This window comes from Streptomyces luteolifulvus (assembly GCF_008806595.1).
Lineage (GTDB): Bacteria > Actinomycetota > Actinomycetes > Streptomycetales > Streptomycetaceae > Streptomyces > Streptomyces luteolifulvus.
The window spans coordinates 210,277-227,620 of sequence record NZ_VZRB01000010.1 but is presented as its reverse complement, the minus strand read 5'-3'; the positions used below and the strand labels follow the sequence as shown (position 1 = coordinate 227,620).

The following is a 17,344-nucleotide window of genomic DNA, read 5'->3' as shown; positions in this document are numbered from 1 at the left end:
CTCAGGAGTCGGCCGGCACCAGGGCCCACACGGTCTGTCCGTGCCGGCCCCGGCTCCAGACGCCCCAGGCCGCGGCGACGTTCTCCACGAGGTGCAGGCCCCGGCCGGACTCCGCCCACGCGCCGACCGGGCGCAGCCGGGGCTCCAGCCGGCCCTCGTCAGACACCTCGATCAGGCAGGAGCCGTCGGCCAGCGCGGTCACGGCCACCTCGAACTCCCGCTCCAGAAGCGGCCCGTGGCGCACGACATTGGTCGCCAGCTCGGACACGAGCAGCACCGCGTCGTGGAGCGCCGGATCATCCGGGCCGTGCCCCCAGTCGGCGAGATGGTCCCGCACCCGGCACCGGGCGAGACCGACGGACGCCGGATGCCGGGGCAGCCGGAAGGAGTTGCGTCTCACCACATGTGCTCCTCACCCCACGCACACCTCCGTCACATGGTGAAGCGCAGAGCGGCCGCCCGGTGCCACTCGGGCGAATATCACACCGCGGGCCGGGTCAGATCCTGGTGAGGCGCCAGAGCCTGAAGACTCCGGTGCCGTCCGACAGATACTGGCCGCCGCCGACGTCCTCGCCGGCGACGACGTACTCCTTCGCCTGCCACAGCGGGATGACCGGCACGTCCTGGGCGATGGTCGACTGGAGTTCGCGGAAGTCCTCGGTGGCCTCGCCGCGGTCGGCGTACTGCCGGCTCGTCCGGATCAGATGGTCGACGGCCTTCCTGCTGTAGCCGGTGTTCATGGTGCCGCCGCTGCCGACCAGCGGGGAGCCGAAGGTGTCCGGGTCGGGATAGTCGGCCACCCAGCCGACGCCGTACGCGTCCAGCTTTCCGGTCGCCCACTGCTTCTGGAAGTCGGACCACGCGTAGCCCTTGACCGTCACCTTGAACAGTCCGGCCGTCTCCAGTTCCCGCTTCAGCTCCGCGGCCTCCTCGGCGGCGGCGCCGCGGCCGGTGGCGTAGCCGTAGGTGAAGCGGACCGGCAGTGTGACGCCGGCCTCGGTGAGCAGCCGCTTCGCCTTCCCGGCGTCCTGCGTCGGGTAGGTGTCGAAGAACGAGGTCGTGTGCCCGGTGATGCCGGTCGGGATCAGCGAGTAGAGCGGGTCGACGGTTCCGTCGTACACCTTGGCGGCCAGCTGCTCGCGGTTGATGAGCCAGGCCATGGCCCGGCGGACCCTGGTGTCGTGCAGCGGGGAGTTCGCTCGGGTGTTGAGGTAGAGGTTGCGGGTCTCGGCGCTGTCCGACTCGGAGACGCGCTGGCCCGGGTCGCTCGTGTTCAGCCCGGCGAGGACCTCGGGCGGCAGGGTGCGGGTGGCGACGTCGACCTGCCGGTCCTTCCAGGCGGCGTTCAGCCTGTCCGCGTCCGCGTAGTAGCGCAGTTCGACGGGCCGGCCGGTGTTCTTGACGGCGCCCCGGTAGCGCGTGTTGGGCGCGAGGACCGCGTTGTCGTCCTTCGTGTACGACGTCAGCACATACGGTCCGGTGCCGTCCGCTCCGGTGCCGTTGCGCAGGCCGTCCGCGGGGTACTTGGTGCGGTCGACGATGGAGCCGGCGCCGGTGGCCACCTTGAACGGGAAGGTGGCGTCCGACGAGGACAGATGGAAGGTGACCTTCCGGCCCTCGGCGCCGACCGACCGGAGGGTGTCCAGCAGCGGGGCGGGGCCGACATCGGAGTTGATCCTCTTGACCCGGTCGAAGGAGTACTTCACGTCCTCTGCGGTCACCGCGCGGCCGCCGGGGAAGGTGAGTCCCGCGCGTAAGGTGCAGCTGTAGGTGCGCAGGTCACTGCCCGCGAAGGCACACCTTTCGGCCGCGTCGGGCACGGGTTCGGCGCCGCCCGGCTCGAAGGTCAGCAGTGACTGGAAGACATTGCTGAACAGTGCCCATGATCCGGCGTCGTACGCGCCGGCCGGGTCGAGCGACGTGACGGAGTCCGTCGTACCGACCCTGATCCTGCCCGAAGTGCCCTCTGCCGGCAGCAGCTGCCAGGCACCGACTCCCGCGATCGCCAGCACGGCAAGCGTCGCGAGAATCCGTATGCGAACCGATCGCATCGGCCGGCCCTCCCCAAGCCCCTAGAGGCCCCAGTGCCCATGCCACTCCCCTAAGCGGCGGGACTCAGCCAAACACAGCTGTTTGACGTGGGGAAAGGGAGTTTGGGGAGTTGACAGACTTCTTACCGCAAGGGTTTTCCATCGTGTTTCACAGTGTTCTCAATGGAGTTGTCAGCGCGAGATCATGGCGGGAGAAAGCGCCGCCATGCCCGGCGCTCACGCCTGCTTCGACGCCAGTCGGATCACCGTGATGTCGGAGGGCGCCCCCACGCGCGTGGGCGGTCCCCAGGCGCCCGCTCCTCGCGTGACGTACAGCTGGGTGTCGCCGTGGCGCTCCAGGCCGGCCAGGGTCGGGTTCGCGGCCGCCGCGACGAAGTTGCCCGGCCACAGCTGCCCGCCGTGGGTGTGGCCGGAGAGCTGGAGGTCGACGCCGTGGTCGACCGCCTCGTCGATCTGCACCGGCTGGTGGGCGAGGAGCACGCACGCGCGTGCCGTGTCCCGGTCCCCGAGGGCCCGGGCGAAGTCGGGGCCCCGGCCCTCGCTCTCGCCCGCCACGTCGTTGACGCCGGCGAGGTCGAAGTGGGCCAGTTCGGTACGGGCGTTCTCCAGCGGGCGCAGGCCCAGCCGCCGTACCTCCTCGATCCACTGCTCGGCGCCGGAGAAGTACTCGTGGTTGCCGGTGACGAAGAAGCTTCCGTGACGCGCCCTCAGCTGCGCCAGGGGCGCCGCCGCCGGACCCAGGTCCTTCACACTGCCGTCGACCAGGTCGCCGACGACCGCGATGAGGTCGGGCTGGGTCGCGTTGATCGTGTCGACGACCTTCTGCGCGAAGCCGCGGCCGAGGACCGGGCCCAGATGGATGTCGCTGACCACGGCGATCCGGTAGCCGTGCGCCGCGCGCGGGAGCTTGGCCAGCGGGACGGTGACCCGCTTCACCCGCGGTCCGCGCAGCACGCCGTACGTGCCGTAGCCGACCGCTGCGACGGCCCCGGCGGCCGCGGCACCCGCGACGACGCGGGAGACGAAGAGGCGGCGGGAGGGGGCGGCGACGAGGCGGGACGGCTCGGTCTCCCGCGGCTCCTCGGGCGGTGCCCCCGGCGGGCCGGGCTCCGCGTGCGGTGCGGCGGCTGCGGCCGGCTCCCGGGTGGGTACGGCGGTGATGTCCGGCTCCGGGTCGGGGACGGCGGCGGCCGACTCCGGATTCGGGCAGGTGGCCAGGGCTGAGTCCGGATTCGGTACAGCCGCCACGGCCCGCTCCGCATGGGGCACGGCGACGACGGCCGGCTCCCGATGCGGTGCGTCGGCCGCGGCCGGCTCCGCATTCGGTACGGCGGCAACGGCCGGCGCCCGCCGCGCGGCCCGCCGCTCCAGGAAGCGTCGCAGCAGCGGTCGTACGACCTCTCCGGCCACCACCCCCAGCAGCAGGTAGATCGACAGCGCCAGCCACAGGAACCCCGGCCAGGCCAGCACCTGCTGGAGCCAGAACGGCGCGCCCATGCGTTCCGCCACAAGGGCTCCGAAGGCCAGCGCCCAGCCGCCCGCGACGACCGCCGCGCCCGCACGGCGGACCCAGCCCGGGCCGCGGGTCGTGTCGCGGAACAGGCGGCGCCACAGGTACCAGTTGCCCGCGACCAGAACACCCAGCGCGAGCAGTACGAAGACGAGGACCACTGAGCGGTGTCTCCCTGTCGGTTGCGTCGATGGTGGCGGCTGCCGGCTATGACATCCGGCGCAGTGCGCGCAGTGCGCGCAACCCGATGGCCCCGATGACCGTCCCCAATACGAAGGAGACGACGGCCAGCAGCAGGTGCACCCAGAAGTACGCGGTCGGGTCGCCGGCGTCGTCGAAGGCGAGCCCGCTGCCGTCCTTGACGAGGTTCTTGACGAAAGTGATCCAGATGACCCAGCTCCACACCCCGAAGGCGAGCAGGAACCAGGAGACGGGGCGGCTGAGCTTCATACCCCCAGTATCTCCGCCGGGTGTCCGGTTCCATGGCCGGGGTGGGAGGGGAGTGACGACTTCACATCCGACGCCATGTACGTTCTCGATCGTGCCCGCACCCAAAAAGACCGCCAGGCGATCTCGGCTGGTCGCTTCCGCTGTCCTGTCGTCCATGTCGTCGCTCGTTCTGACCGCCGGGCCCGCGTTCGCGGCTCCGAGCCCGACCACGAGCCCGTCGGCCACTCCCCCGGCGAAGATGTCGGCCGTGGGCGGCGCCCGCCTCGGACAGCCCGGAACGCAGGTCAACCTCGCGAGCGGGGTCCCCGTACTGCCGAAGGGCCTGACCGCGCGGTCGTGGATCGTCTCCGACGCAGAGTCCGGTGAGGTGCTCGCCGCACACAACGCGCACTGGCGGCTGCCACCGGCGAGCACGCTGAAGATGCTGTTCGCGGACACCGTCCTGCCGAAGTTCCAGAAGACCGAGAAGCACAAGGTCACCCCCGCCGATCTGGCCGGCATCGGGGCCGGCTCCAGCATGGTCGGGATAAAGGAGAAGGAGTCCTACACGGTCCACGACCTGTGGCTCGGGGTCTTCCTGCGCTCCGGCAACGACGCGGTACACGTCCTGTCCGCGATGAACGGCGGCGTCGGCAGCACCGTCAAGGAGATGAACGAGCACGCCGAGGAGCTCCAGGCCCTCGACACGCACGTGATCAGCCCCGACGGCTACGACGCGCCGGGGCAGGTCTCCTCCGCGTACGACCTGACGCTCTTCGCCCGCTCCGGACTGCAGAAGAAGGACTTCCGCGAGTACTGCTCGACGGTCAGCGCGAAGTTCCCGGGCGAGACGAGGAAAAAGAAGGGCAAGTCGGTCCGCGGGTCCTTCGAGATCCAGAACACCAACCGGCTGCTGACCGGCGACTCCGACATCTCCGTGTACCAGGGCATCGCGGGCGTCAAGAACGGCAACACCACCAACGCGGGCGCCACCTTCACCGGGGTCGCCGAACGGAGCGGCAAGGTGCTGCTGGTCACGGTCATGAACCCGGAGCAGGGCGAGCACAACGAGGTCTACAAGGAGACCGCCAAGCTCTTCGACTGGGGCTTCAAGGCGGCCGGGAAGGTCCAGCCGGTGGGTCAGCTCGTGCCGCCGAAGAGCGCCGCGCAGTCGAGCGCACAGCCCGGAGCGAAGCCCTCCGGGGAGGCGGGCGGCGGGGCCGGGAACTCCGAGAAGCCGGTGGCGAGCGCCTCGGCCGAGGGCGGCTCCGGCGGCATGGGCATCGCGCTCGCGATCACCGGCGGGCTGCTGGTGCTGCTCGCGGCCGGCGCGTTCCTGGTCAACCGCCGCTGGCCGCTGCCTGATCTGGTACGTCGTCGCCGCTGACGCCCCTGCCCTGCCCTCCGTCCTCGCTCTCCTGGCTCTCCTCGCGCTCCTCGACCTCCTCGCTCTCCTCGCTCTGCGTCGCCGTCCAGGCGGCGCAGAACAGCACCAGCTTCGCGGTGAAGTTGATCCACAGCAGCAGGGCCACGGGGACGCCGAACGCGCCGTACATGCTCCTCGTGGCCACGCCCTGCATATAGCCGCTCAGCAACAGCTTCAGCAGTTCGAAGCCGACCGCGCCGGTCAGGGCGGCCACCATCAGCCGGCGGCGCTTCGGTTCGACGCCGGGCAGCAGCGTGAGGACGTACAGGAGCAGCAGGAAGTCGGCGAGTACGGCGACGGAGAACGCGGCGATCCGCAGCAGGATGCCGCCCCAGCCGCCCTCGTCGATCCCGAGCTGCCGGGTGATCCAGCCGACCATGGCGGAGGCGACGGTGGAAATCACGATGGTGAGGAGCACGGCACCGCCGAGTCCGACGAGGATGCCCAGGTCCTTCGCCTTGCGCAGGACGGGGTTCTCCTCGTCGTCGGGCAGCTCCCACACGGCCCTCAGACACTCGCGCATCGAGCCGGCCCAGCTGATGCCGGTGAACAGCAGGGCGGCGCCCGCGATGAGGCCGACGGTGCCCGCGTTCTGGACCAGACCGTCGATGTTCAGCTGCTCGGAGATGCCGGGCACCTGTTCGGCGATTTTGTCCTCCAGCTGGTTCTGCTGCCGGGTGCTGAGTGTGGCGGCGGCGATCGCGGCCGCCAGGGTGAGCAGCGGGAAGAGCGCGATGAAGCTGATGAACGTCATCGCGGCGGCCAGCCGGGTCCACTTCACCCGGTCCAGCCGGGCGTACGACAGCCACGCGTGCGTGGCGGCCAGGCGCGTCACCAGCGGCCCGATGACGGGGAGCTTTTTCAGCCAGTCCATGATCCGACTCTGCCCTCGTCGTGACGGAACACCCTGTTCGGGTGCCCCCGATGTTCGAGTGCTTCTGATGTACGAGTGCCCCGAAAGCGCCCGTACCTCGGGGTTCTCGTGGTCGAGGTCCAGTCATATTGAGCGACATCCCATTAATCGCCCATTTCGGGTAGCGAGCGGAAGTTTCACAACTAATCGCTGATATAGGGGCAATACGGAACGATACGGTCGTCGAGATGTCTGCACCCGGACCCGCCGGCACCCACCGCTCACCGCTAGGAGCTGTCGTGAAGGACGCCTTCGGCCTCCCCCAGTCCCTGCTCGTCCTCGGCGGTACGTCCGAGATCGCGCTGGCCACCGCGCGACGCCTCATCGCCCGCCGCACCCGCACGGTATGGCTGGCGGGGCGCCCCTCGACCGCCATGGAGTCGGCCGCTGCACATCTGCGCGCGCTGGGCGCCGACGTGCACACCGTCGCCTTCGACGCGCTCGACCCCGAGTCGCACGAGACCGTGCTCGACAAGGTCTTCGCGGAAGGCGAGATCGACATGGTGCTGCTCGCCTTCGGCATCCTCGGCGACCAGGCGCACGACGAACGCGAGCCGGTGAACGCGGTGCGCGTCGCCCGGACCAACTACATCGGCGCGGTGTCCGCGGGCCTGGTCAGCGCGCGGGCCCTGCAGACCCAGGGCCACGGCACGCTGGTCGTCCTCTCCTCGGTCGCCGGCGAACGGGCCCGCCGCTCCGACTTCATCTACGGCTCCAGCAAGGCCGGCCTGGACGTCTTCGCCCAGGGCCTCGGTGACGCGCTGTACGGCACGGGCGCACACGTCATGGTCGTACGCCCCGGCTTCGTCCACTCGAGAATGACCGCGGGCCGGGAGGCGACCCCCCTGTCCACCACCCCCGAGGCCGTCGCCACGGCCATCGAACTGGGCCTGCGCCGAGGCTCGGAAACAGTGTGGGTACCGGGCCTGCTCCGGGTGCTGATGTCGGCGCTGCGGCACGTTCCGCGAGCGGTGTTCAGGCGCCTGCCGATCTAGGGTGTCAGGCCGGCCCCGGGGACCCGTCACTCATCGCAGGGGAATCGAGCCCCGGTCGACGTGGCCCGCCTGAGGTGGGACCACCGAGCTGCCGAACGCGTACTCGCGCAGCTTGCGCCAGATGCCGTCGGGGCCCTGTTCGTAGAGGGCGAAACCGGTGCACGACCACTGGGCCTCGTAGTCGGCGAGCTCCGTGAACGCGCGGTCCATCGCCTCGTCGTCGATGCCGTGCGCCACGGTGACATGGGGGTGGTACGGGAACTGCAGTTCGCGTGCCACGGGGCCGGAGGCGTCGCGGACCTGCTTCTGCAGCCAGGTGCAGCCTTCAGCGCCCTCGAGGACCCGCACGTAGACGACCGGCGACAGCGGCCGGAATGTTCCGGTGCCGGACAGTCGCATGGGGAAGGGCCGGCCGGCCGCGGCGACCTCGGTGAGATACGCCTCGACGGCCGCCAGCTCGCCGGCCTCGATCTCTGTCGGCGGCAGCAGGGTGATGTGCGTGGGGATGCCGTGAGCCGCGGCGTCACCGAAGCCCGCGCGCAGCTGTTGGAGCAGGCTGCCGTGAGGCTCCGGGACCGCGATCGACACGCCGATCGTTACGGTCCCCACGTCGTCTCCTGTCGTCGTGACGGATTTGTTCTCAGCCGTCCGGCTATCGACTGTACGGCCACGCCCGGGGTTGCGGGCAGGCGCAACCGGAGTGATGTGCAGCGCTCTGTCCATCAGTACGTGCGGGCGCGTGTGCGGCTCAGTGCTTCGCGGGCAGGAAGCCGACTCGGTCGTAGGCGTGCGCCAGCGTTTCCGCGGCGACGGCGCGCGCCTTCTCCGCTCCCTTGGCGAGGATCGAGTCCAGCGTCTCGGGGTCGTCCAGATACTGCTGGGTCCGCTCCCGGAACGGCGTCACGAACTCGACCATGACCTCGGCGAGATCCGTCTTGAGCGCGCCGTACATCTTGCCCTCGTAGTCCGTCTCCAGCTCGGCGATCGGCTTGCCGGTGAGGGTGGAGTAGATGGTGAGCAGATTGCTGACGCCCGGCTTGGCCTCCGGGTCGAACCGGATGACGGTGTCCGTGTCGGTGACCGCGCTCTTGACCTTCTTCGCGGTGGCCTTCGGATCGTCGAGGAGGTTGATGAGGCCCTTCGGCGTGGACGCCGACTTGCTCATCTTGATCGACGGGTCCTGGAGGTCGTAGATCTTCGCCGTCTCCTTGAGGATGTACGGCTTGGGGCTCGTGAAGGTCTGTCCGAAGCGGCCGTTGAAGCGCTCGGCGAGGTCACGGGTGAGCTCGATGTGCTGACGCTGGTCCTCGCCCACCGGGACCTCGTTGGCCTGGTAGAGCAGGATGTCCGCGACCTGGAGGATCGGATACGTGAACAGGCCGACAGAGGCGCGGTCGGCGCCCTGCTTGGCGGACTTGTCCTTGAACTGGGTCATACGGGACGCCTCGCCGAAGCCGGTCAGGCAGTTCATGATCCAGGCGAGCTGGGCGTGCTCGGGGACATGGCTCTGGACGAAGAGCGTGCAGCGCTCCGGGTCGAGGCCGGCCGCGAGGAGCTGGGCGGCTGCCAGACGCGTGTTCGCGCGCAGCTCCGCCGGGTCCTGCGGGACCGTGATCGCGTGCAGGTCGACGACCATGTAGAACGCGTCGTGGGTCTCCTGCAGCGCCACCCACTGGCGGACGGCGCCGAGGTAGTTGCCGAGGTGGAACGAGCCCGCGGTGGGCTGGATTCCGGAGAGCACGCGAGGTCGGTCAGAGGCCATGCTCACCATTCTCTCAGGTCTCGGGGGGCGGTCCGGAACGGGCCCGAAACAGGTGGGAACCGATTCGTCTCCGGCGGTGTAACAAGAGTGTGAGGACGCGGGAGGGGGGCCGCATCGTCGATGAGGCCGTGGTGATCGCACGCGTACGCGCCGGAGAGCCGGAGGCGTATGCCGAGCTGGTGCGGGCCCACACCGGCATCGCGCTGCGGGCGGCCGCGGCACTTGGCGCGGGTGCGGACGCGGAGGACGTGGTGCAGCAGGCCTTCGTCAAGGCCTACTGCTCGCTGGGGCGATTCCGGGACGGCGCGGCGTTCAAGCCGTGGCTGCTCGCGATCGTCGCCAATGAGACGAGAAACACAGTGCGCACGGCGGCGCGGCAGCGCACGCTCGCGGGCCGCGAGGCGGCGTTCGTGGAGGCGGAGCCGCTGATACCGGAGTCGGCCGATCCGGCGGTCGCGACACTCGAGACCGAGCGCCGCGCGGCACTGCTGGCGGCCCTGGAGAAGCTGAGCGAGGAGCACCGTCTGGTCGTCACCTACCGCTATCTGCTGGAGATGGACGAGCCGGAGACGGCCCAGGCGCTGGGCTGGCCCCGGGGCACGGTGAAGTCCCGGCTCAACCGCGCGCTGCGCAGGCTGGGCCGGCTGCTGCCGGATTTTCAGCCTCGGGAAGGGGGTGACGAGCGTGAGTGACGGGCGGGAGGAGTACGGCGGTGAGGGCGCGGGTGCCGGGGAGGGCGCCGACCGCACAGTGCCGGGCGGCCGTGGCGGCGGGCGAACTCGCGAGGGTGCCTCCCGGCTGCCGGAGGAGCTGCGGGCGCTCGGGCGTTGCCTGGATGTGCCGGGGGCGGCCGGGCCCGAGTCGATGGTGGAGCGGGTGCTGGAGCGGATACTCGCCGAGCAGTTGCCGCCCCCGGTGGCCGAGCCACCGGGGGCCGGTGAGCGGCTGCGGGCGCTGCGGCGCTGGTCGCGGGCGCGGTGGCGTTCCCTGACGGCGGCGCTGTGCGGTCTGCTCACGGTCCTCGCGCTCACCCCGCCGGTGCGGGCGGCGGTCGTGGACTGGTTCGGCTTCGGCGGGGTCGAGGTGCGCCACGACCCGTCGGCGGTGCCGTCGCCGGGGGCCGAGGTGCCCGGCTGCGGGCACGCGGTCCCACGTGCCGAGGCCGCGCGGAGGGCCGGGTTCGAGCCGCTGGTGCCGGGGGCGCTCGGGGCCCCGGACGCGGTGACGGTGGCCGTCGAACCGCAGGGCCGCTTCCTGGTGAGCCTGTGCTGGCGCGAGCAGGGGCGCACGATCCGGCTGGACGAGTATCCGGCCCGCCTGGACATCGGCTTCGCCAAGTCCGTGCCCGACCCATGGGAGTGGATCTCGCTGAGTGCCGACGCCTCGGGCGGTGGGGGGCGGGACGTGGCTCTGTGGTTCCCTCGGCCGCATGTGCTGAGTTTCTGGCTGGTGGATGCCGACGGCGACCACTTCACCCGTAGGGAGCGGACGGCCGGGCCGACGCTGCTGTGGACCCACGCGGCCGCCGGCGGCGCGGACCTGACGCTCCGGCTGGAGGGCGTGGCCTCGCGCGGGCGTGCGGTGGAGATCGCCAAGTCCCTGGACGCCAAGGCTCCGAAATAGTGCGTGCCGGGGTGGGAACCTCGGCGGGCCGGGCGGTGTACCAGAAGTGACACGGAAACCGACCGGCTGGGGGATGGGATGCACAGGTGGAGGGACAGGGTTCGTGAACTGGCGGTACTGACAGGGGCGTTGGCGGGGACGCTCGTGCTGATGCTGTGGGGCGCGTCGTCGGCTTCGGCGGGCGGGCCCACCAGTGTGCTGGTGACCTCGCCGTCGAGCGGGAAGGCCTCCGCGCTGTATGTCTCCGACCGGCGTTACGGCGAGCTGTGGAACCTGCTGGGCGAAGCGGGCGGGGGCACGCCGGGGAAGCCTCCGGAGGCCGATCTGGCCCCTGCGCGTCAGATCAATGTCACATGGATGGCGCACGACATATCGCCGTGGCGGATGGACCAGGTCTATGTCGTCGAGTCCAGGCCTCAGGCCGTGTGGATCCACACGGCGGCAGAGGCACCCGAGAACATGAACGGCTACTGGCACCGTGCCATGCACCCCGCCCAGCTGCGAGCCCTGTTCAAATCCTTGGGCGTGACGGGCAAGGTCTCGGGCGACGGTGATACGGGGATCGTCCCGGCTCCCCGGCAGCCGGATTCGGCGGAAACCGCGGGCCACGGGACCGACTGGTGGTGGGCGCTGCCGGGCGCGGCGGCCGGAGCCGTGCTGGCGCTGGTCCTGCGGCCGCTCGCGCTACGGGTCCCGGTGGGAGACGGATGGGGGCGGATGCGAGAGCCCGGCCCTCGGCAGGAGCTGCGTGACGTGTGAGACCGCCTCGCGGCGGCCGGCACGGAAAACCGGACCGCCGCGAGCCACTGGTCAGAGCATCGCCCGCGAACGAGCGAGGGATGTGTCAGCCGAGGTCGATCTCCGGGTACAGCGGGAAGCCGGACACGAGGTCGGTGGCGCGGCGGGAGATCTCGTCCGCGATCTTCGGGTCGAGGATGTGCTGGGCCTTGGAGGGGGCGCCCTTGCTGGTGGTGCCGGCCTCCGTGGTGGTCAGGACGCGGTCGATGAGGCCCGCGACCTCGTCCATCTCGGCGGTGCCGAGGCCGCGCGTGGTCAGCGCCGGGGTGCCGATGCGGATGCCGGAGGTGTACCAGGCGCCGTTGGGGTCGGCGGGGATGGCGTTGCGGTTGGTGACGATGCCGGATTCGAGGAGAGCGGCCTCGGCCTGGCGGCCGGTGAGGCTGTAGGAGGAGGCGACGTCGATCAGGTTGAGGTGGTTGTCGGTGCCGCCGGTGACAAGCGTGGCGCCACGGCGCATCAGGCCTTCGGCGAGGGCGCGGGAGTTGTCGACGATGCGCTGGGCGTAGTCGCGGAAGGAGTCCTGGCGGGCCTCCGCGAAGGCGACCGCCTTGGCGGCCATGACGTGCGGGAGCGGGCCGCCGAGGACCATCGGGCAGCCGCGGTCCACCTGGTCCTTGAGGGAGTCGTCGCACAGGACCATGCCGCCGCGGGGGCCGCGCAGCGACTTGTGGGTGGTGGTGGTGACGATCTGGGCGTGCGGGACGGGGTCGAAGTCGCCGGTGAGGACCTTGCCGGCGACGAGACCCGCGAAGTGGGCCATGTCGACCATGAGCGTGGCACCGACCTCGTCGGCGATCTCGCGCATGATGCGGAAGTTCACGAGACGGGGGTAGGCGGAGTAGCCGGCGACGATGATGAGCGGCTTGAACTCGCGGGCGCTGGCGCGCAGGGCCTCGTAGTCGAGAAGGCCGGTGGCGGGGTCGGTGCCGTAGGAGCGCTGGTCGAACATCTTGCCGGAGATGTTCGGGCGGAAGCCGTGGGTGAGGTGGCCGCCGGCGTCCAGGGACATGCCGAGCATGCGCTGGTTGCCGAAGGCCTGACGGAGCTCGGCCCAGTCGGCGTCGGAGAGGTCGTTGACCTGGCGGACGCCGGCCTTCTCCAGGGCGGGGGTCTCCACTCGCTGGGCGAGGACGGACCAGAAGGCGACGAGGTTGGCGTCGATGCCGGAGTGCGGCTGGACGTAGGCGTGGCGGGCGCCGAAGAGCTCCTTGGCATGCTCGGCGGCGAGGGACTCGACGGTGTCGACATTGCGGCAGCCGGCGTAGAAGCGGCGGCCGATGGTGCCCTCGGCGTACTTGTCGCTGAACCAGTTGCCCATCGCCAGGAGGGTGGCCGGGGAGGCGTAGTTCTCGGAGGCGATCAGCTTGAGCATCTCGCGCTGGTCGGCGACCTCCTGGCCGATGGCGTCGGCCACGCGCGGCTCGACGGCGCGGATCACATCGAGGGCGGCACGAAAGGCGGTGGACTCGTGGGAGAGGGGCGCAGCGTTGTCAGGCATGAGGGACCTCCGGACGTGGCGTTCGGCGTTCACGGTACGGCCCAGGCGCACGGCACACATTCCAGCTCGGGCCGCTCCCCGATGGTCGGTCCCATCCCAGCGCGCCAGTCACGGCCCTGCGGTCAGCCTACCGGGCGCGCCGGACGGGCAAGGTCCCTCGTCCACCATGCGAGCGACGATAGGAACGGGGTCGTCCTCACCTCTCGGCACCTCAGGGAGAGACCGTGACCGCTACGGAGACACTCATCGCCGCGGCCGACGCGCACAGTGCGCACAACTATCACCCCCTGCCGGTCGTCGTGGCGACGGCGGACGGGGCGTGGATGACGGATGTGGAAGGGCGGCGGTATCTGGATCTGCTGGCCGGATATTCGGCGCTCAACTTCGGGCACCGCAACCGGCGCATCGTCGAGGCGGCGAAGGCGCAGCTGGAGCGGGTGACCCTGACGTCGCGGGCCTTTCATCACGACCGGTTCGCAGCGTTCTGCACCGAGCTCGCCGCGCTGTGCGGGATGGAGACGGTGCTGCCGATGAACACGGGCGCGGAGGCGGTGGAGACCGCGGTGAAGACGGCCCGGAAGTGGGGGTACCGGGTCAAGGGCGTGCCCGCGGAGATGGCGAAGATCGTGGTCGCCACCAACAACTTCCACGGCCGTACGACGACGATCATCAGCTTCTCCACCGACCCGGACTCGCGAGCGGACTTCGGGCCCTACACACCGGGCTTCGAGATCGTGCCCTACGGGGATCTGACGGCGATGCGGGCGGCGCTCACCGAGAACACGGTGGCGGTGCTCCTGGAACCGATCCAGGGCGAGGCGGGGGTGCTGGTGCCGCCCGCCGGCTATCTGCCGGCGGTGCGGGAGCTGACGCGGGAGCGGAACGTGCTGTTCGTGGCGGACGAGATCCAGTCGGGGCTGGGGCGGACGGGGCGTACCTTCGCGTGCGAGCACGAAGGAGTGGTGCCCGACATGTATGTGCTCGGGAAGGCGCTCGGGGGCGGGATCGTGCCCGTTTCGGCGGTGGTGTCCTCGGCGGAGGTGCTGGGGGTGTTCCGGCCCGGGGAGCACGGGTCGACGTTCGGCGGGAATCCGCTGGCCTGTGCGGTGGCGCTGGAGGTGATCGCGATGCTGCGGACGGGCGAGTTCCAGGCGCGGGCGGCGGAGCTCGGCGAGCATCTGCACCGGGAGCTGCGGGAGTTGGCCGCCAAGGGGAGGCTGTCGGCGGTGCGCGGGCGGGGGCTGTGGGCGGGGGTGGATGTCGCCCGGGCGTACGGGACGGGGCGGGAGGTCTCCGAGAAGCTGATGGACCGGGGAGTACTGGTGAAGGACAGCCACGGGCCCACGATCCGGATCGCGCCGCCGCTGGTGATCGGGAAGGAGGACCTGGACTGGGGGCTCGCGCAGCTGCGGGGCGTGCTCGGGGTGTGACCTGCCCCGGCCGTGCGGCAGCCGGCCCGACGCCTCGGGTGCCGGTGGCCGGACTGTGCGTGCTCCGCACCGGGCCTGGAAGATCAGGTGGCCTGGAGGATCACGTGGCCTGGAGGATCACATGCGGCAGGAAGCGTGCGTACTCGTCCGTGATCAGGCCGGTCGACTCCCGGATGCCGAGGCCCGCCGACTCGTCCTCGACGACCCATGCGCCGAGGACGACACGGTTGCCGTCGAAGTCGGGCAGGGGCGCCAACTCCTGGTAGCAGCAGGCCTCTTCGCGGACGACGGGAGGAGAGCCGGGCTCGTGCACGGTCACACCGGCACCCTCGCGGCCCAGCAGCGGCTTGGCCACATATCCGGTCGTGCCGGCCAGGTCCCGAGGGCCGTCGAGGTGAGCGGGGAGGAGGTTGGGGTGGCCGGGGTAGAGCTCCCACAGGATCGCCAGCAGGGCCTTGTTGCTGAGCAGCATCTTCCAGGCGGGCTCGATCCACAGGGTGCTGCCGGTGCCGCCGCCGTTGTCGAGGGTGTCGAGGACATGGCCGGCGAAGCGGTCGGTGGTCAGCCATTCCCAGGGGTAGAGCTTGAAGCAGCTGCGGAGAAAGCGGAGTTGCTGGTCGACGAAGCGGCCGGAGAGCGGGTCCCAGCCGATGTCCTCCATGGCGACCCAGCCGGTATCGAGGCCGGCCTGTTCCGCGGTCTCCTTGAGATAGGCGACCGTCATCAGGTCCTCGCCGAGTTCGTCGGCCGTGGAGTGGGCAAAGTAGAGGGGGCTGCCGGGCGGGAGCAGGGCGGACTGCTTCTTCCAGGCGGCGACGAGACGCTCGTGGAGGGAGTTCCACTGGTCGGCGCCGGGGAAGCGTTCCTCCATCCAGAACCACTGCGGTGAGGCGGCCTCGACCAGTGAGGTGGGGGTGTCGGCGTTGTACTCCAGGAGCTTGGCCGGGCCGGTGCCGTCGTAGCGCGGGTCGAAGCGGCCGTAGACGGAGGGGAGTTCGGTGCGGCGGTGCCAGGCCTCGGTGACCGCGGCCGCCACCCGCGGGTCGGTGATGCCGAGGTCGCCGAAGCGGTCCGCGGAGACGATGTGCTCGGCCGCCGTCAGGCACATACGGTGCAGTTCCTCGACGGTCTCCTCCAGCGCCTCGACCTCGGGGAGGGTGAAGACGTAGTAGGCGCTCTCGTCCCAGTAGGGGCGCAGCGAGTCGTCGGGGTGGCGGGTGAGGGGGTAGACGAGCCCCTGCTCCTCGACGGTCTGCTGCCAGCCGGGGCGGGGCTCGACGGTGCGGCGTTCCATGGCGTCCGTGTACTCAGCCGCCGCCGCTGCCGGAGCCGGAGCAGCCGAATCCGCCCCGGTCGACGGCCTCGCTGCGGCTGAAGGTGCCGGAGTCGGCGTAGCTGCCGGTGACATCGGCGTCGTAGTACCAGGCGGCGTTCCCGCTCCTGGTGGTGCCGGTGCTCTTGCGGCCCTTGGCGGACGCCGGGGTGCCGGACGAGGCGGACTTGCAGTTCCGGTCGGCGACGATCTTGTAGCCGGTGAGGGGGTCGTAGCTGTCGCGGTCCACGCAGCGGCGGTCGGGTTCCGAGCCGCACGAGGTCAGGGCCGCCGCGATGACTCCCATGCCGCCGAGCACGACCGTGCTCGACCGCAGCCGTCGACGTGTTTCCGCCATGTCCGCTTCTCCCCCGTGACCTCAGTCGCCGTCCGTTGTCCGGCGGTCAGCCTAGAGATCGGTGAGAACCGCTGTGCGGGCACCCCGTCCGTCACCTCTGCCCCTAGAGTCACTTTGTGCTCTTTGGAATGGTGTGCGCGCTTGGTGCCGCGCTCTGCTTCGGTACGGCGACGGTGTTGCAGGCGATGGCGGCGCGGGCGGCGGCCGCGGAGGGACCCGCCACGGGGCCCGCCAAAGAGGCGACGCTGCTGCTGCGGGCGTTGCGGCAGTGGCGGTTTCTCGCGGGGCTCGCGCTGGACGGGCTGGGGTTCCTGCTGCAGATCGCCGCGCTCAGATCGATCCCGATCTACACGGTGGGGGCGGCGCTCGCGTCGAGTCTCGCCGTGACCGCGGTGGTCGCGGCACGGCTGCTGAAGGTGCGGCTGAGCGGGGGCGAGTGGGCCGCGGTGGGGGTGGTGTGTGCCGGGCTCGCGATGCTGGGGCTGGCGTCCGGGACGGAGGGGGACCGGGGCGGGTCGGCCGCGTTGGAGTGGGCGATGCTCGGGACGGCGGTGGCCGTGCTGGTGCTCGGGCTCGCGGGCGGGCGGCTGCCCGGGCGGGCGCGGGCCCTGGTGCTCGGGCTGGGGGCCGGGTTCGGGTTCGGTGTGGTGGAGGTGGCGGTGCGGCTGATCGACTCGCTCGCGCCCTCGGCCCTGGTGGCCAACCCGGCGACGTATGCGCTGCTGCTGGGCGGCGGGGCCGCGTTCCTGCTGCTCACCTCGGCCCTGCAGCGCGGGTCGGTGGCGACGGCCACCGCCGGCATGGTGATCGGGGAGACGATCGGGCCCGCGGCGGTGGGCGTGGTGTGGCTGGGCGACGGTACCCGGGAGGGGCTCGCCTGGCTGGCCGTGCTGGGTTTCCTGGTCGGCGTGGCGGGGGCACTGGCCCTGGCGCGGTTCGGTGAGGCGCCGGCCGAGGGGACGTGACGGCCGTACGGCATCGGAAGCCGAAGGTCGCGGGCGCCGCCTCGTCCCGCCGTTCGGCGCGGCGTGAACAGCGGGTGGCGGACGCGGCAGCGGCCGCGGCGGTCGCGGACTTCCCGCCCGCCGGCCGCCGGGTCACCATCCGTCGCCGGCCGGGACGCCGGTCCACGACCGGGCATCCACGCCGACAGCCCCGCGTGGATTCGCTGGTTCGGCCGCCTGGACGGCGAGGGCCCCTCGCCCACCGAACCCGGTGAACTCGGTGAACTCGGTG

At 71.0% G+C, this 17,344-nt stretch carries 17 protein-coding genes and 1 riboswitch; of the genes, 7 read left to right on the top strand and 10 right to left on the bottom strand.

The annotated features are described in order from the left end of the window. Position 1 precedes the first annotated feature (1 nt). The 4 genes from F7R91_RS17380 to F7R91_RS17365 all read right to left on the bottom strand — a co-directional run bounded on the left by F7R91_RS17380 (position 2) and on the right by F7R91_RS17365 (position 4,011). Positions 2-403 carry an ATP-binding protein gene (locus F7R91_RS17380; RefSeq protein WP_150949744.1) on the bottom strand — a complete coding sequence of 134 codons (402 nt, stop codon included), beginning with the start codon at positions 401-403 and terminating at the stop codon, positions 2-4. Between the two features lie 94 nt (positions 404-497). Then, on the bottom strand, positions 498-2,051 hold the full coding sequence (locus tag F7R91_RS17375; RefSeq protein WP_150949742.1) for an ABC transporter substrate-binding protein: 1,554 nt from the start codon (positions 2,049-2,051) through the stop codon (positions 498-500). A 216-nt stretch (positions 2,052-2,267) separates the two neighbouring features. Then, the gene (locus tag F7R91_RS17370; protein ID WP_150949740.1) at positions 2,268-3,722 is read right to left on the bottom strand and encodes a metallophosphoesterase; all 1,455 of its coding nucleotides are present in this window, start codon (positions 3,720-3,722) and stop codon (positions 2,268-2,270) included. A 46-nt stretch (positions 3,723-3,768) separates the two neighbouring features. Then, entirely contained in the window at positions 3,769-4,011 is a 243-nt protein-coding gene (locus F7R91_RS17365) for an SCO4848 family membrane protein (RefSeq protein ID WP_150949738.1), read from the bottom strand. A gap of 91 nt (positions 4,012-4,102) precedes the next feature. Here F7R91_RS17365 and F7R91_RS17360 point away from each other — a divergent pair, with 91 nt between their 5' ends. Further along, a complete protein-coding gene (locus tag F7R91_RS17360) occupies positions 4,103-5,377 on the top strand; it encodes a D-alanyl-D-alanine carboxypeptidase family protein (RefSeq protein ID WP_230989797.1) in 1,275 nt (424 codons plus the stop codon). Here the strand turns inward: F7R91_RS17360 and F7R91_RS17355 are convergent. Further along, complete coding sequence (locus F7R91_RS17355; RefSeq protein WP_150949734.1) at positions 5,331-6,290, bottom strand: YihY/virulence factor BrkB family protein; 960 nt, start codon at positions 6,288-6,290, stop codon at positions 5,331-5,333. The genes F7R91_RS17360 and F7R91_RS17355 overlap by 47 nt on opposite strands. 278 nt (positions 6,291-6,568) lie before the next feature. Here F7R91_RS17355 and F7R91_RS17350 point away from each other — a divergent pair, with 278 nt between their 5' ends. Continuing rightward, entirely contained in the window at positions 6,569-7,324 is a 756-nt protein-coding gene (locus F7R91_RS17350; protein WP_150949817.1) for a decaprenylphospho-beta-D-erythro-pentofuranosid-2-ulose 2-reductase, read from the top strand. A gap of 30 nt (positions 7,325-7,354) precedes the next feature. Here F7R91_RS17350 and F7R91_RS17345 read toward each other — a convergent pair whose 3' ends face one another. Beyond that, positions 7,355-7,933, bottom strand: coding sequence for a 2'-5' RNA ligase family protein (locus F7R91_RS17345; RefSeq protein ID WP_150949733.1), 579 nt, complete (start codon positions 7,931-7,933; stop codon positions 7,355-7,357). Positions 7,934-8,072: 139 nt separating this feature from the next. Then, the gene (gene trpS / locus F7R91_RS17340) at positions 8,073-9,086 is read right to left on the bottom strand and encodes a tryptophan--tRNA ligase (protein ID WP_150949731.1); all 1,014 of its coding nucleotides are present in this window, start codon (positions 9,084-9,086) and stop codon (positions 8,073-8,075) included. 89 nt (positions 9,087-9,175) lie between these two features. On the opposite strand from trpS, the gene F7R91_RS17335 reads away from it, so the two are divergent. The 3 genes from F7R91_RS17335 (at position 9,176) to F7R91_RS17325 (ending at position 11,468) form a co-directional block, all read left to right on the top strand. Beyond that, positions 9,176-9,778 carry an RNA polymerase sigma factor gene (locus F7R91_RS17335; RefSeq protein WP_191971523.1) on the top strand — a complete coding sequence of 201 codons (603 nt, stop codon included), beginning with the start codon at positions 9,176-9,178 and terminating at the stop codon, positions 9,776-9,778. Beyond that, on the top strand, positions 9,771-10,709 hold the full coding sequence (locus tag F7R91_RS17330) for a hypothetical protein (RefSeq protein ID WP_150949729.1): 939 nt from the start codon (positions 9,771-9,773) through the stop codon (positions 10,707-10,709). The genes F7R91_RS17335 and F7R91_RS17330 overlap by 8 nt, the downstream gene beginning before the upstream one ends. A 129-nt stretch (positions 10,710-10,838) precedes the next feature. Continuing rightward, positions 10,839-11,468: a hypothetical protein gene (locus F7R91_RS17325; protein WP_225320681.1), complete on the top strand. Its 630-nt coding sequence runs from the start codon at positions 10,839-10,841 to the stop codon at positions 11,466-11,468. 85 nt (positions 11,469-11,553) lie between these two features. Here the strand turns inward: F7R91_RS17325 and F7R91_RS17320 are convergent, their stop codons facing one another. Beyond that, positions 11,554-13,008, bottom strand: a complete 1,455-nt coding sequence (locus F7R91_RS17320; RefSeq protein WP_150949726.1) for a glycine hydroxymethyltransferase — start codon at positions 13,006-13,008, stop codon at positions 11,554-11,556. Between the two features lie 32 nt (positions 13,009-13,040). Then, positions 13,041-13,130: riboswitch (ZMP/ZTP riboswitch) on the bottom strand. Between the two features lie 102 nt (positions 13,131-13,232). Between F7R91_RS17320 and rocD the strand changes: the two genes are divergently transcribed. Continuing rightward, entirely contained in the window at positions 13,233-14,438 is a 1,206-nt protein-coding gene (gene rocD, locus F7R91_RS17315; protein WP_150949724.1) for an ornithine--oxo-acid transaminase, read from the top strand. 100 nt (positions 14,439-14,538) lie between these two features. Here the strand turns inward: rocD and F7R91_RS17310 are convergent, their stop codons facing one another. Together F7R91_RS17310 and F7R91_RS17305 are read right to left on the bottom strand one after the other, a co-directional pair. Next, positions 14,539-15,732, bottom strand: coding sequence for a glutathionylspermidine synthase family protein (locus tag F7R91_RS17310; RefSeq protein ID WP_150949723.1), 1,194 nt, complete (start codon positions 15,730-15,732; stop codon positions 14,539-14,541). Positions 15,733-15,745: 13 nt separating this feature from the next. Then, entirely contained in the window at positions 15,746-16,108 is a 363-nt protein-coding gene (locus F7R91_RS17305; RefSeq protein WP_150949721.1) for a hypothetical protein, read from the bottom strand. Positions 16,109-16,236: 128 nt separating this feature from the next. On the opposite strand from F7R91_RS17305, the gene F7R91_RS17300 reads away from it, so the two are divergent. Then, complete coding sequence (locus F7R91_RS17300) at positions 16,237-17,073, top strand: DMT family protein (RefSeq protein WP_150949813.1); 837 nt, start codon at positions 16,237-16,239, stop codon at positions 17,071-17,073. Positions 17,074-17,344 lie beyond the last annotated feature (271 nt).